The sequence below is a fragment of the Lentzea sp. DG1S-22 genome (genome assembly GCF_036321065.1).
GTDB classification, from domain to species: domain Bacteria; phylum Actinomycetota; class Actinomycetes; order Mycobacteriales; family Pseudonocardiaceae; genus Lentzea; species Lentzea jiangxiensis.
This window is the reverse complement of record NZ_CP143276.1, coordinates 749,864-763,640: the sequence shown is the minus strand read 5'-3', so window position 1 is coordinate 763,640 and position 13,777 is coordinate 749,864. Positions and strand designations below refer to the sequence as shown.

Below are 13,777 nucleotides of genomic sequence, written 5' to 3'. Positions count from 1 at the left end.
CAGAGCCTGCCAGGGTGAACCTGAAGGGACGCTGAACGATCCTGAACCGGATTTCAGGACGCGATCATGATCGATGCGGCACCCTGCTCCCATGCGCGTGCTCGTCGTGGAAGATGACCCCGCCTCGCCGACCTGCTCACCCGCGGCCTGACCGCCGAGGGGTTCGCCGTCGACGTGGAGCGCACGGGCACCGACGGGCTGTGGCGGGCGCGCGAGCACCCGTACGACGTCATCGTCCTCGACATCATGCTGCCCGGCCTCAACGGCTACCGGGTCTGCCAGGAACTGCGGGACGCGGGCGTGTGGACGCCGATCCTCATGCTCACGGCGAAGGACGGCGAGTTCGACGAGGCGGAGGGCCTCGACACCGGCGCGGACGACTACCTGACCAAGCCGTTCTCCTACGTAGTGCTCGTGGCGCGGCTGCGGGCACTGGCGCGGCGGTCGCGCACCGCCCAGCCGGTGCTGCTGCGGGCCGGCGGCCTGGTGCTCGACCCCGTCAGCCGCGAGTGCCACCGGGGAACCACGCGGATCGACCTGAAGGCGAAGGAGTTCTCGGTGCTGAACTTCCTGCTCCGGCACACCAACGAGGTCGTCACCAAGTCCGAGATCATCGACGGCGTGTGGGACTCGGCGCAGGACCCCGACCCCAACCTCGTCGAGGTCTACATCAGCTCTCTCCGCCGCAAGATCGACACCCCGTTCGACCGGCGGAGCATCACCACCGTGCGCGGTGTCGGCTACCGGCTGGTGGACCGGTGAGGTCGCTGCAGTTCAAGGTCACCGCGCTGGCCACGGTGATCACCGCGCTGCTGATCGCCCTCGCCGGGTCGCTGATGCTCGTGGCGCAGCGCGACCAGATCACCGCCCAGACCGCGGACAGCTCGCGCCGGCACTACATGTGCTCGGTCGTGGTCTGCGTCCCGCTGCACACGCGGACGCCGGTGACCACGCCCGTGTCGCCCGTCCACTACGCGAGCACCGAGATACGGCCGAAGCTGTCGCTGTGGCCGCTCTCCGACCCGGCCGGGACCCCGTACCAGGTGGCCGGGGAGGGACCGGAGCCCGTCGCCGAGAACGCCCGGTCGATCGCGTCGCAGGCCCAGGACGAACTGAACCGCGCCGCGCTGACCCTGCTCAGCGTGCTCGCCTCCGTCACCGCCCTGGTGTCGATCACGGTGCTGGCCACGACCGTGCGGGTCCTGCGGCCGGTGGAGGTGATGCGCGCCGAACTGGCCGAGATCAACGAGCACAACCTCACCCGCCGCGTCCCGGTGCCGTCCGCCGACAACGAGATCGCCCGCCTCGGCGCCACGCTCAACGAGACCCTCGACCGGGTCCACCGCGGCGTCGAGGACACGCGCAGGTTCGTCGCGGACGCCTCGCACGAGCTGCGCAGCCCGCTGGCCGCACTCCGGGCAGAGCTGGAGATCGCGCTGTCGCACCCGCACATGGCGGACTGGCCCACGGTCGTCAAGGCCGCGCTGGAGGACGCCGAACGGCTGCAGGAGCTGACCACCGACCTGTTGCTGCTGGCCAGGCTGGACGCCGACGCCCTCGACAAGCAGGACACCGTCGACCTCAGCGCCGTCGTGGCACGCGAGGTCTCCCGCCGGGCCATGGTCACCCTGGACGCCGACGAGCACGTGCTCGTCCCCGGCCGCCGCGCCCAGCTGTCCCGCCTGCTCGGCAACCTGCTGGACAACGCCGAACGCCACGCCGGCGCCGCGGTGGTCGTGCGGCTGCGCGGCGGGACCACGGCGACGCTCGAGGTCATCGACGACGGCCCCGGCATCCCCGAGGCCGACCGCGAACGCGTCTTCGACCGCTTCACCCGCCTCGACGAGGCCCGCACCCGTGCCGCGGGCGGCGCGGGCCTCGGGCTCGCGATCGCCCGGCGCATCGCCACCCGGCACCAGGGCACGCTGGAGGCCACCGACGCCGAGGGGTTCCGCGGAATCCGTTTCGTGGCGACGATCCCGACCGGCATCCCCCAGCAGCGCACGGCCGCCGTCCTCGCGCAGCAGCGCGTCGGTGACGAGGTGTGGCAGTTCCTCAACGGCTCGATCGTCCCGGCGCACGGCCACCTCCCCGAACCACGCCCGGCGCCTGTGCCGGAACTGGACTGGGACCTCATCTTCGGCGAGCACCGGCCGGTGTCCACCTGACGTCAGCCGGCGTCCTTCGTCGTGGCAGCTCAGTGACCGGTGGGCGCTGCTGTGGGCGTCCCTCGGCAGAGGTTTGATTTTGATCAACACTGAAGTAATAGTGACAAGTGGTGATCCAGCGCGGCCTTGGGAGGGTGACCCGGCACAGCGGGGGCGACCACGGCGTTCGGCCCAGCTCCGTTGCCCGGGTCTGCTGCGTGACCGCCAGCGGCCCCACCACCGGGTGCCGCAGGCCGTAGACCGCCGTGGCGCAGGCCTGGACGCGGTGGTCGGCCCACATCGAGGTGAACTCCGCGCTCGCCGCGCTCCTCCGGGTTGACGGATCAGGTTTGCGATGCAAACCTGATGGCATCACAGTCAACTTGGGGGATGACGATGGCAGGCGATCCGGCGGAACTGCTCGACGAACTGGCGGGGCTGCGCAGACGGGCCCGCGACGACCGGCACGGGTACTGGTTCCCGTTGCTGCTCCTCGGTGTCCTGTCGCTCGGCGCGATCCCGCTCACGCGGCCCGATCCGAACCCGACCGACCACATGACGCAGGGCGATCCGTGGAGCTTCCTCAACCCGTTGGTCCATCTCGGACCGAGGTCTGAACTTGAGGTGCTGCACCCGTTGCCGCTCTCGCTGTACTGGCTCGCGGTCCTGGTCGTCGGGGTGGTCGCCACCGTCTGGTGGTACCGGTGGCGGGCCCGGCGGGTCGGGGTGGAGACCCCGACCCGCACGTACGTCCTCGCCGCGGTGTTCGGCATGATCGCCGTGCTGTTCGGGCTGCCGCTCAGCCTCACGCTGTTCTACGAGTACAGCCCGGTCTACCCGACACCGCTCGTGGTCGCGATCGCGATGGCGCTGCTGCTGGTGCCGGCCGTGTTCGCCCTGCGCGCCCGGCACCGCAGGCCGCTGTTCGTCCCGGTGGGCCTGCTGCTGCTGTCGATGTCGTTGTCGTTGCTGCAGGTGCCTGACGTCGACGTCGATCTCGGGATGGGCGGCATGGCGCAGTTCACGGTGATGGCGTTCGGGCTCGCGACCCTGGCGTGGCTCGAACGCAGCGTGCTGTGCGCCGTGATCACTGCCGTGTTCACGGCGACGGTGCTGATCGTCAACAATTCAGCCGTGACCCTCCCCGCGCTGGGCTTCGCCCAGGACGTCCTGCTCCCCGCGACGGTGCTCGTGCTCGGCGGCCTGGGTGCGCTCGCCGCGCGCCGGGGCGCCGCATGAGCGAGCACCCCACAGCGGCGCTGGACGACGTCGTCCACCAGCGCCACCGGCTGGGCATCCTCACCATCGCGGACGAGGCCGGGAAGGTGGAGTTCGGGTACCTGAAGTCCACCCTGGGCCTCACCGCGGGCAACCTGTCGCGGCACATCGCGGTGCTGGAGGAGGCCGGGCTGCTCGTGGTGGAGAAGGGGTACGAGGGCAAGCGTCCGAGGACCTGGGTGAGCATCACGGCCGCGGGACGCACCGCGCTGTCCGAGGAGATGTCCGCGTTGCGCGCGCTGCTGGACCGCCACGGCAAACGCGGATGACCCCTGGGGGTGGGCGTGTCAGTCCGAAATGGACTGACACGCCCGGGGTCACGGCTTGGTCAGCCGCACCAGCCAGCCGTCGTGGTCGGTGTGGGCCAGGCCGTACTTCGAGGTGCCGACGAACGCGTTGTCGTTGGAGAACACCACGTGCTGCACGTCGCCGTCACCCTTGCGGACGTGGCCGGGCGGGACGCAGTTCTGCGCGTTCTCCGGGTCGGACGTGTCGTACTCCAGGTTGAAGTCGCCGCCCACGACCGTCTTCCCGCTCAGGCCCTCGGCGGACCGGATGTCCGGGACCACGTCGAACAGCAGCGCCCGGCACTGGGCCAGCGCGACCGGTTCGCTGCTCGCCGAGAGGTGCGTCGCGCAGCCCAGGTGGTCCCCCACGGCGTACGCGCAGGCGAACGTGCGCTGCTCGTTGCCGCTGTCCTGGCTGGTGTAGCGGCCGGTCCACGCCTTCACGCCCCGGTGGTTCGCCGCCGCCACGCGACCGACGACAGCGTTGCCGTAGTCCTGGCCGTTGGTGCACTTCACCGGCGTGCCGGTGTCGCGCCGGACGGCCGGGGCGAACACCTGGTAGACCACGTCGCCCGGCCACGCCTGCACCATCGCCGGGACCAGGTGCGCGGGCAGGTCGCCGGAGCAGATCTCGTTGAGCGTCACGAGGTTCGGGCGCACCTGGCGGATGAGGTTCGCCGCCTCGGGGATCGCCCGGCCCTGCGAGTAGCAGCCGGCGATCCCGCTGTTGCACAGGTTCAGCTGGAGCTCCCAGAACCGTTCCGCGGCCGTGCCCACCGCCTCCCCGGCGGGCGCGACCACCACCGGCGTCGCCGGGAGGTACTCGACCGAGCCGGTCGCCGCTCGTGCCGGCGCAGCTGCCGACGAGGACATCGCCACGAACGCCGCCAGGACGGCCGCCGCCCTCCTGGTCGCGCGTGCCGATCGGCGTTTGTTCCGCACCACTTGCCCCTCCGGATGGTCGCGTCACCGGCTTCCGATCCTGGCAGTGATCGCGACCTGGAGGCGAGTCGTCCGGTGTCGTCCTCCAGCAGCCGCCGCGGGAAGGTCGCCGAAGAAATCCCGGAGGCGGTGTCGGATCGGGCCGGCCGCGTTCGTAGCAAGGGTGAGGCCGTCCACGAACGGACGGCACCCGGACAGGAGACCACTCGACCATGAAGCTGACGACCACCACGCAGATCACCCTCGACGGTGTGGTGCAGGGCAACGGCGGCGCGACCGACGAGGACCGCGCGAGCGGGTTCGAGCGCGGCGGCTGGGCCCTCGGGAAAGGTGACGCCGACACGCACGCGTTCATCAAGGAGACCTACGCACGCGCCGACGCGTTCCTGTTCGGGCGGCGGACCTACGACCTGTTCGCCGCGTCGTGGGGGTCCATGACCGAGCAGGACGCCGGGGACTGGGAACCCGTGCGGCGGGCGTTGCACGCGCGGCCCAAGTACGTGGTGTCCAAGACGCTCGGCAGCGCGCGGTGGGCGGGGACCACCGTGCTGTCCGACGCGCACGCCATCGCGGAGCTCAAGGAGGAGCCCGGCGGCGAGCTGCAGGTGCACGGCAGTGGCACGCTGGTCCGGTGGCTGCTGGCGAACGGGCTGGTCGACGAGATGACGTTGGTCGTGGTCCCGGTCGTCGTCGGTCAGGGCGCTCGGCTGTTCCCGGACGACGGGCCGGACCTCGCGCTCGACCTCGTGCGGTCGCGCGCCGACTCGAAGGGCGTGGTGACGCAGGTGTACCGGCCCGCCGGACGGCCGCGGTACGCGGGCCGCTGAAGCACAGGAGAGGATCGTTCGATGCAGTACCTGTTCTCCGTGGTCGACGACGGCACCGGCATCACCACCCCCGAGGTGGACGCCGCGATCGACGTCTTCAACGACCGGTTGCGGGCCGGGGGCCACTGGGTGTTCGCGGGCGGGCTGGCCTCGCCGGAGGCGGCCACCGTCGTCGACAACCGGGACGGCGCGGCGCTGGTCACCGACGGGCCGTTCCTCGAGTCCAAGGAGTACCTCGCCGGCTTCTGGATCGTCGAGGCGCCCGACCTCGACGTGGCGCTGGCGCTCGCCTCCGAAGGGTCGCGCAGCTGCCACCGCAGGGTCGAGGTCCGGCCATTTCGGTGACCGAGGCGGTCACCCGCGCCCACCGCGACGAGTGGGCGCGGGTGGTTTCCGCGCTCACCAGGCGGTTCGGCGACCTCGACCTCGCCGAGGAGGCGGCCGCCGAGGCGTTCGCGACCGCCGTCGAACGGTGGCCGGCCGACGGCGTGCCACCCAACCCCGGCGCGTGGCTGACCACGACCGCTCAGCGCAAGGCCGTCGACCGCCTGCGGCGGGAGGCCAAGCGCGACGACAAGCACCGGGAGGCACTCGTGGTGCACGAGCCGCAGCCCGTCGGCGCCGTCGACGACGACCGGCTCCGGCTCGTCTTCACGTGCTGCCACCCGGCGCTGGCGGTGCAGGCGCGGGTGGCGCTGACGTTGCGCCTCGTCTGCGGGCTGACCGTGCCCGAGATCGCGCGCGCGTTCCTGGTGGCGGAAAGCGCCGTGGGACAGCGGATCACGCGCGCGAAGGCCAAGATCAAGGCGGCGCGCGTCCCGTACCGGGTGCCGTCGGCCGAGGACCTGCCCGCCCGCGTGTCGGGCGTGCTCACCGTCCTCTTCCTGGTGTTCAACGAGGGCTACCTCGCCACCGGGCCCGGCACCGGCCCCGTGCGGCCGGACCTGACCGCCGAGGCGATCCGGCTGACCCGGCTGCTCCACGCGCTGCTGCCGCACGACGGCGAGGTGACCGGGTTGCTGGCGCTGATGCTCCTCACCGAAGCCCGCCGCCCGGCCCGCCTCGCCGGGGGCGAGCTGGTCCCGCTGGACGAACAGGACCGCGGCGCCTGGGACCACGCGTTGATCGCCGAGGGGCACGCACTGGTGCGGGAACGGCTCGCCGCCGGGGTGGCTCCCGGCCGCTACCAGGTCCTCGCCGCGATCAACGCCGTGCACACCTCGGCCCGCCACATGCACGACACCGACTGGTCTCAGGTCCTCGCGCTCTACGACCAGCTCGTCCGCATCGACCCCTCCCCCGTGGTCGCGCTCAACCGGGCCGTCGCGGTGGCCGAGCTGGACGGGCCGGAGGTCGCGCTGGCCGTCGTCGACCGCCTGGAGCCGGAACTGGCCGGCTACCACGCGTTCCACGCCACGCGCGCCGAGCTGCTGCGCCGCCTGGGACGCACGGCGGAGTCCCGGGCGGCCTACGACCGGGCCGTCGAGCTGACGGGCAACACGGCGGAGATCGCGCACCTGGTCCGGCGCCGCGACCAGCCGGCGTGACAGGGCCATCCAGGTGGTTTCTCTTCGTCGAACTCAGAGTTCATTTGGTGGCTCGTTGACAGATCCGGCGCGGACTCGAAAAGCTGCACCTCCCTGTGATCGAAAGGTGCCGCTTGTCATGAAACTCCGCTTCCTCTTACCGGTCGTCGCCCTGCTCTCCGCCGTCGTCGTCACCCCCGCCGCGACAGCACAGGCGGACCCGGTGACGGCCGCCGACGCCTGCTACACCTGGGGACGCACCCTGTCGGAAGGCGCGTCGGGCGAGGACGTGCGCCAGCTGCAGATCCGGGTGGCGGGCTACCCGGGCTACGGCGCCGTGCTCGGCATCGACGGCCAGTTCGGGCCCGCCACGAAGGCCGCCGTCACGCGGTTCCAGCAGGCCTACGGCCTCGGCGCGGACGGCATCGCCGGGTCGGCGACGTTCTCGAAGCTCTACGCCTTGCAGGACGACGACTGCACGCCGGTCAACTTCTCCTACGACGAGCTGAACAACTGCAACTCCGACTGGTCGGGCGGCAACGTCTCCGCCGCGACCGCCCGCGCCAACGCCCTGGTGTCGATGTGGAAGCTGCAGGCCATGCGGCACGCCATGGGCGACCGCCCGATCGACGTCAACGGCGGTTTCCGCAGCGTCTCCTGCAACAACGCCGTCGGCGGCGCGGCCGGCAGCCGCCACCTCTACGGTGACGCCGTCGACCTGGGCGCCGGCGCCCAGGGCTTCTGCGCGCTGGCGCGGCAGGCCCGCAACCACGGCTTCAACGAGATCCTCGGCCCGGGCTACACCGGCCACAACGACCACGTGCACGTCGCGCACAGGTCATCCCGCTTCTGGTCCGCCCCGAGCTGCGGCATCTGACGCCGGAGCACCCACGACGCGGTGACCGGCGGGCTGCCGGCCACCGCGTTGTCGTTCTCCGGCCTGGACAGCACCGCACGGCGGGTGTTTGGATCGATGCGCAGCGTGCTTACAACGTTGTAAAGCTGTCCGACCCTGCAGATTGGACAAGACGTTGACGTCAAGGCTGATCAGCGCCGCTCTGGCCGCCCTGCTGCTCGGCGGTGCGCCCGCCGTGGCCTCCTCTGCGGCGGCCGTGCCCGACTTCTCGACGGCGGAGGCCGGCAACCCCTTCGTGGACGGGTGGTACGCCGACCCCGACGTGGCCGTCTACGGCGGCAGGTACTGGGTCTTCCCCACCTCGTCCCGCCCCTACGACGAGCAGACCTACCTCGACGCCTTCTCCTCGGCCGACCTCGTCAACTGGACCAAGCATCCCAACGTCCTGACCAAGGCGGACGTCTCATGGGCACGCCGGGCCGTGTGGGCCCCCGCACCCGTGCAGCGCAACGGCAAGTACTACCTGTACTTCGGCGCGAACGACATCCAGAGCAACTCCGAGCTCGGCGGCATCGGCGTCGCGGTCGCCGACCGGCCGGAGGGCCCGTACCGGGACGCGATCGGCAAGCCGCTGATCAGCCAGTTCGTCAACGGCGCGCAACCGATCGACCAGGACGTCTTCATCGACACCGACGGCCAGGCGTACATGTACTACGGCGGCTGGGGCCATGCCAACGTTGTCAAGCTCAACGCGGACATGACGAGCCTGGGCCAGTTCCCGGACGGCAGCACGTACAAGGAGATCACCCCGGCGAACTTCACCGAGGGCTCGCAGATGTTCAAGCGCGACGGCAAGTACTACTTCATGTGGTCAGAGGACGGCTGGACCGGCCCGAACTACGCGGTGTCCTACGCGATCTCCGACTCCCCCACCGGCCCGTTCACCAAGATCAGCCGGGTGCTCGCCCAGGACGCCGCCGTGGCACGGGGTTCCGGCCACAACTCCGTGATCAACGTGCCGGGCACGGACATCTGGTACATCGTCTACCACCGCAGGCCGTTGAGCCGCACCGGCGCCAACGACCGGCAGCTCGCCTACGACCGCATGACGTTCAACGCCGACGGCACCATCCAGCCGGTCACCATGCGGGTGCAGGACGACTTCGACGACCGCAACGCCCTCGGCTGGACCACGCACGGCGGCACCTGGTCGGCGAGCACCGGCCGGTACGAGACCGGCCACTCCTTCGGCGGGAAGTCGTTGCTGGACACGAACTTCTCGGACTTCGTCCAGGACGTCACCGTGATCCCGAGGTCCGCCTCCGGGGACAGCGGCGTCGTGTTCCGCGCGACGGCCGCGAGCACGGGAACCGACGCCTACCGCGGCTACTACGCGGGCATCACCGGCAACGGGCGGGTCGTGCTCGGCAAGGCGGACGGCAGCTGGACGCAGCTGGCGTCGGCGCCGGTGACCGTGCGGCCGAACGCCCGGCACCACCTGCGGGTCGAGGCGATCGGCTCGTCGATCAAGGTCTACGCCGGTGACCTGACGACACCCAGGATCTCCGTGACGGACACCAGCTTCGCCAGTGGCGCCAACGGTGTCCGCGTCTTCAACACCGGTGCGGCGTTCGACGACTTCGCCGTCGCCCACCGCTGACGGGGAGGGTGACGTGCGGCTGCACCCCGGGGAGACCGAGGCGACGGGCTGGCGGGTCGAGCGGCTGTCCGACGTGGTCGCCCGGCTGCGCCCACCCGGCGTGGAGGGACGGCCGGTGCTCATCGCCGTCGACGGCCGCGGTGGCGCCGGGAAGTCCACCCTCGTGCGGCGGCTGCGGTCGGTCGTCACCTCGTCCGCGGTGGTGCACACCGACGACATCGCGTGGAACCAGGCGTTCTTCGACTGGGCGGACCTGCTGGCGGACAACGTGCTGCGGCCGCTGCACCGGGGCCAGGCGGTGCGGTTCCGGCCGCCCGCCTGGGCCGCGCACGGCCGACCCGGCGCGATCGGCGTCCCCGCGGGCGTGGACGTCGTGTGGGTGGAGGGCACGGGGGTCGTCCGCGAGGCGCTCGCGCCGTGGTTCGACGCCGCTCTCTGGGTGCAGGGCGACCTGGACGAGCAGGAACGGCGGTTGGTGGCGCGGGACGGCGACTCCCCCGAACAACGGCGGCACGTCGCCGCGTGGCTGGCCGAGGAACTGCCGTTCCTGCTCCGCGAACAGCCCTGGCGCAGGGCGACGCTCGTGGTGGACGGCACGGCGCGGCTGCGGCACGACCCCGCCACCGAGGTCGTCGTCGGTGATCCGGACCGGTCAGCCGCGTGACCTCGCGGTGCCCCGCCGCGCGCGGACCTTGCGGTAGCTCCACCCCAGCAGGCCCAGCAGCACCAGCCCGGAGAGGATGAGGCTCGTGCCGGTGCTCCACCCCGCCAGGGGCACCCACTCCACGACGCCCCACACCACGCCCGCCGCGATCAGCCCCAGGCCCGCCGCCACGGAGAAGGCGATGCGCAGCGGCGTGGAGACGCTGTCCTCCGCCGCCTTCATCGCGCGGTCGCGGACCGGGTCGACGTAGCGCTCCAGCTTCGGGAACTCCGACGCGAGCGTGACCAGGCCGGCGAGCACGAGCAGCAGGCCGGGTCCGGGCAGCACGAGCAGCGCGATCCCCACGAGGAGCAGCACTGTTCCGAGCACGACCACGCCCACGCGTTTCACGGTGACCTCCCCCGTCGTGTCCAGGATCTCCGGTGTGGCCCGGACCCGCACGCCGGACCGCGCGATATCGGTTGCGACCGGTCACCGGGCTGCCGAACAATCGGCCGCCGTGATCAAGGGGAACTCTGTGCGAACGGGTGGTTCATGTTCGATGTGATCATTGCCGGGTGCGGGCCGACGGGCGCGGTGCTCGCGTCCGAGCTGCGGCTGCACGACGTGCGGGTGCTCGTCCTGGAGAAGGAGCCCGAGCCCGCGTCGTCGTTCGTGCGCGTGGTGAGCCTCCACGTGCGCAGCCTGGAGATCCTGGCGATGCGCGGCCTGCTGGACCGCTTCCTGGAACGCGGGAGGCGGCGGCCGGCCGGTGGTCTCTTCGCCGCCATCCCGGCGCCGGCGCCCGAAGGCCTCGACTCCGAGCACGCCCACCTGCTCGGCATCCCGCAGCCGGTCGCCGAGCGCCTGCTCGAGGACCACGCGCTCGCCCTGGGCGCGGAGGTCCGGCGCGGCGACGCGGTCGCCGGTGTCGAGCAGGACGACGAGGGCGTCACGGTCGCACTGGCGGGCGGCGAGCGGCTGCGGTCGCGCTACCTCGTCGGGTGCGACGGCGCGCGCAGCACCGTGCGGAAGCTGCTCGGTGTCGGCTTCCCCGGCGAACCCTCGCGCAACGACACGCTGATGGGCGAGATGGCCGCGAGCGCGCCGCCGGAGGAGATCGCCGCCCGAGCCGCCGAGGTCAGCCGGGCGAGCGGGGTGTTCTCCTTCGCGCCGTTCGGCGAGGGGATCTACCGGGTCGTCGTCCCCTGCGCGGCGGTCAGCGAGGACCGCGCGGAACCGCCCACCGTCGACGACTTCCGCCGGGAGTTGCGGGCCGTCGCCGGAACGGACTTCGGGGTGCACTCACCGCGCTGGCTGTCCCGCTTCGGCGACGCGACGAGGCTGGCCGACCGGTACCGGGTCGGACGCGTGCTGCTGGCGGGCGACGCGGCGCACGTCCACCCGCCCGCCGGTGGCCAGGGCCTGAACCTCGGCCTGCAGGACGCCGTCAACCTCGGCTGGAAGCTCGCCGCGCAGGTCCGCGGGTGGGCGCCCGCGACGCTGCTCGACACCTACCACGCCGAACGCCACCCGGTCGCCGCGGACGTCCTCGACAACACCCGCGCCCAGGTGGCGCTGCACTCCCCCGAACCCGGCGCGCGGGCGCTGAGGCGGTTGCTCACCGAACTGGTCGGCTTCGAGGAGGTCAACCGGCACCTGACCGAGAAGATCACCGGGCTCGGGATCCGCTACGACCTGGGCTCCGGCCACGACCTGGTCGGACGCAGGATGCCGGACGTCACCCTGGACGAGGGCCGGCTCCACGAGCGGCTGCGCGGGGGCCGCGGCCTGGTGCTCGACCGGACCGGACGGCTGGCGGCGGGGGCCTGGCGGGACCGCGTGGACCTCGTCACCGATCCCGCCGCGGAGCTGGACGTCCCGGCCGTCCTGGTGCGGCCCGACGGGTACGTGGCCTGGGCCGGTGAGCTCCAGCAGGACCTCGACGACCACCTCGCCCGCTGGTTCGGCGCGGCGTAGGCGGGACGCCTCCCGTTGGCCCCGCGCCGTTGGTGCGGATGATCGAATTTGCGCGGGGAGCCATCCCCGGTGCCGTGGCGCGCGTTTCTGCCCATGAGGGGCCGCGCCGGAGCGGCCCACGGACACTGGGGTTCTTCCTTGCGCGCATTGATGATCGGTGCGGCGGTCCTGCTGACCGCCGCGCTGGCACCGGGTGCCGCCCACGCGGCACCACCGTCCAACGACGACTTCGCCGACGCCACGGCGGTCACCTCACTGCCGTTCGCGTCCACTGTGGACACGCGTGGGGCCACCACGGGCAGCGACGACCCGTCGCACTGCTGGTGGGGCACCAGCAGCGTCTGGTACCGCTACACCGCGCCCGTCGACGGGTTCGTCAAGATGTCGACCGACCGGCCCGACGGTGAGAAGCCCGCCATCTCCGCCCACACGGGCGAACGCGGCGCGCTGACGTGGGTCACGGACGCCTGCCAGGCCCCGCACGGCGGCGGCTCCACCACCTTGGCCGTCACCGCCGGCACCACCTACCACTTCCTGGTGCAGGACACGACGTTCGCCGGGCCTGTGACGTTCGGGCTGGAGCTCGTGCCGAGAGCGGCGAACGACGACTTCGCGTCGGCCGCCGACCTGCCGCTGAACACCGACGTCGCCGGTGACCCGAGCCCTTCCACGCTCGAGCCGGGCGAGCCGAAGCCCGCGTGCCAGTACCCCTCCACGCGGTCGGTGTGGTACCGCCACACCGCGGGCGGCAGCGGGTTCCTCGCGGCGAAGGTCACCCAGCCCGGCAGCGGCGCGGCCGTCGCCGTCTTCCGCGGCACCGCACTCGGTTCGCTGTCCGAAGTGGACTGCCGGCACACCTCGCACCACCCGGTGGTCTTCGCCGTCACGCCCGGCGAGACCTACTACGTCCGGGTCTCGGACGACGTGTACGGCTCGGCACCGCTGACGGTGCGGTTGGAGGAAGCGCCGCAGGTCAAGCCCTTCGCGTCGTGGGTGCTGCCGCAGCAGCCCGGCGTCTTCGACCAGGTCCGCTTCGGCATCGACCCCGGCGACCCGGCCGGTCGCTGGCTCGCGGGTGGCGAGGTCCGCTTCGGCGACGGCACGTCGGCACCGATCCCCGCGGTTCCCGGCCAGGCCGAGGTGTCGCACCGCTACGCCGCCGACGGCGAGTACGAGCTCACGATCACCGGGTACACGGCGGACGGCCGCACCGGCACCACGCCCCAGAAGGTGAAGATCGAGACGCACGACGTCACGGTGTCGAACATCGCCGCACCCGCCTCCGCGAAGGCCGGCGAGACCGGCCAGGTCGTGGTGTCGGTGACCAACACCCGTTACGACGAGGCCGTGGTCGTGGAGCTGCTGCGCCGCAGGGCGGACGGCTACCACACCGTCGTCGGCACGACCCGGCGGACCGTGGCGAAGGACGGCACGGAGGTCGTGGCGTTCCCCTACACCTACTCCGCGGACGACGCGGCGCTGGGCAAGGCGACGCTCAAGGCGCGGGTGCGCCTCGACGGCCGGGACGACAACAACCCCACCGACAACGAGCGGGTGGCGGAGACGACCGTGGTCGTGGCGCGGTAGTGGCGGGAGCCGGGCACCGTCCGCACAGGACGGTGCCCGGACCG

General features: G+C 72.0%; 14 protein-coding genes and 1 pseudogene. 12 read left to right on the top strand and 3 right to left on the bottom strand.

The annotated features are described in order from the left end of the window. The first annotated feature begins 91 nt into the window (after positions 1 to 91). Together V1227_RS03365 and V1227_RS03360 are read left to right on the top strand one after the other, a co-directional pair. A pseudogene (locus tag V1227_RS03365) lies at positions 92 to 762 on the top strand (response regulator). Further along, entirely contained in the window at positions 759 to 2,168 is a 1,410-nt protein-coding gene (locus V1227_RS03360) for a sensor histidine kinase (RefSeq protein WP_329790982.1), read from the top strand. Before V1227_RS03365 ends, V1227_RS03360 begins: the two are co-directional and overlap by 4 nt. Here V1227_RS03360 and V1227_RS03355 read toward each other — a convergent pair. After that, positions 2,134 to 2,520 (bottom strand): MmyB family transcriptional regulator, encoded by a 387-nt coding sequence (locus tag V1227_RS03355; RefSeq protein ID WP_442916456.1) that lies wholly within the window; start codon positions 2,518 to 2,520, stop codon positions 2,134 to 2,136. The two genes, V1227_RS03360 and V1227_RS03355, sit on opposite strands and share 35 nt — an antisense overlap. Before the next feature lie 17 nt (positions 2,521 to 2,537). Between V1227_RS03355 and V1227_RS03350 the strand changes: the two genes are divergently transcribed. Then, positions 2,538 to 3,386 (top strand): hypothetical protein, encoded by an 849-nt coding sequence (locus tag V1227_RS03350; RefSeq protein ID WP_329790981.1) that lies wholly within the window; start codon positions 2,538 to 2,540, stop codon positions 3,384 to 3,386. Next, positions 3,383 to 3,694 carry a transcriptional regulator gene (locus V1227_RS03345; RefSeq protein WP_329790980.1) on the top strand — a complete coding sequence of 104 codons (312 nt, stop codon included), beginning with the start codon at positions 3,383 to 3,385 and terminating at the stop codon, positions 3,692 to 3,694. Before V1227_RS03350 ends, V1227_RS03345 begins: the two co-directional genes overlap by 4 nt. Positions 3,695 to 3,742: 48 nt before the next feature. Here the strand turns inward: V1227_RS03345 and V1227_RS03340 are convergent, their stop codons facing one another. Beyond that, a complete protein-coding gene (locus V1227_RS03340) occupies positions 3,743 to 4,654 on the bottom strand; it encodes a hypothetical protein (protein WP_329790979.1) in 912 nt (303 codons plus the stop codon). Positions 4,655 to 4,866: 212 nt separating this feature from the next. Here V1227_RS03340 and V1227_RS03335 point away from each other — a divergent pair, with 212 nt between their 5' ends. From V1227_RS03335 to V1227_RS03310, 6 genes are all read left to right on the top strand, one after another. After that, entirely contained in the window at positions 4,867 to 5,481 is a 615-nt protein-coding gene (locus V1227_RS03335) for a dihydrofolate reductase family protein (protein ID WP_329790978.1), read from the top strand. A gap of 21 nt (positions 5,482 to 5,502) precedes the next feature. After that, positions 5,503 to 5,826 (top strand): YciI family protein, encoded by a 324-nt coding sequence (locus V1227_RS03330; RefSeq protein WP_329790977.1) that lies wholly within the window; start codon positions 5,503 to 5,505, stop codon positions 5,824 to 5,826. Then, entirely contained in the window at positions 5,823 to 7,028 is a 1,206-nt protein-coding gene (locus V1227_RS03325; protein ID WP_329790976.1) for an RNA polymerase sigma factor, read from the top strand. The genes V1227_RS03330 and V1227_RS03325 overlap by 4 nt, the downstream gene beginning before the upstream one ends. A 118-nt stretch (positions 7,029 to 7,146) precedes the next feature. Next, a complete protein-coding gene (locus V1227_RS03320; RefSeq protein WP_329790975.1) occupies positions 7,147 to 7,884 on the top strand; it encodes a D-Ala-D-Ala carboxypeptidase family metallohydrolase in 738 nt (245 codons plus the stop codon). 154 nt (positions 7,885 to 8,038) lie between these two features. Then, on the top strand, positions 8,039 to 9,523 hold the full coding sequence (locus V1227_RS03315; protein ID WP_329790974.1) for a family 43 glycosylhydrolase: 1,485 nt from the start codon (positions 8,039 to 8,041) through the stop codon (positions 9,521 to 9,523). Between the two features lie 13 nt (positions 9,524 to 9,536). Then, the gene (locus tag V1227_RS03310; RefSeq protein WP_329790973.1) at positions 9,537 to 10,187 is read left to right on the top strand and encodes a uridine kinase family protein; all 651 of its coding nucleotides are present in this window, start codon (positions 9,537 to 9,539) and stop codon (positions 10,185 to 10,187) included. Here the strand turns inward: V1227_RS03310 and V1227_RS03305 are convergent. Continuing rightward, the gene (locus V1227_RS03305) at positions 10,176 to 10,577 is read right to left on the bottom strand and encodes a PGPGW domain-containing protein (RefSeq protein ID WP_329790972.1); all 402 of its coding nucleotides are present in this window, start codon (positions 10,575 to 10,577) and stop codon (positions 10,176 to 10,178) included. The genes V1227_RS03310 and V1227_RS03305 overlap by 12 nt on opposite strands. Before the next feature lie 144 nt (positions 10,578 to 10,721). Here V1227_RS03305 and V1227_RS03300 point away from each other — a divergent pair, with 144 nt between their 5' ends. Both V1227_RS03300 and V1227_RS03295 read left to right on the top strand, forming a co-directional pair. Continuing rightward, positions 10,722 to 12,146: an FAD-dependent monooxygenase gene (locus V1227_RS03300; RefSeq protein WP_329790971.1), complete on the top strand. Its 1,425-nt coding sequence runs from the start codon at positions 10,722 to 10,724 to the stop codon at positions 12,144 to 12,146. A gap of 138 nt (positions 12,147 to 12,284) precedes the next feature. Next, positions 12,285 to 13,733 (top strand): hypothetical protein, encoded by a 1,449-nt coding sequence (locus tag V1227_RS03295; protein WP_329790970.1) that lies wholly within the window; start codon positions 12,285 to 12,287, stop codon positions 13,731 to 13,733. Positions 13,734 to 13,777: the final 44 nt, after the last annotated feature.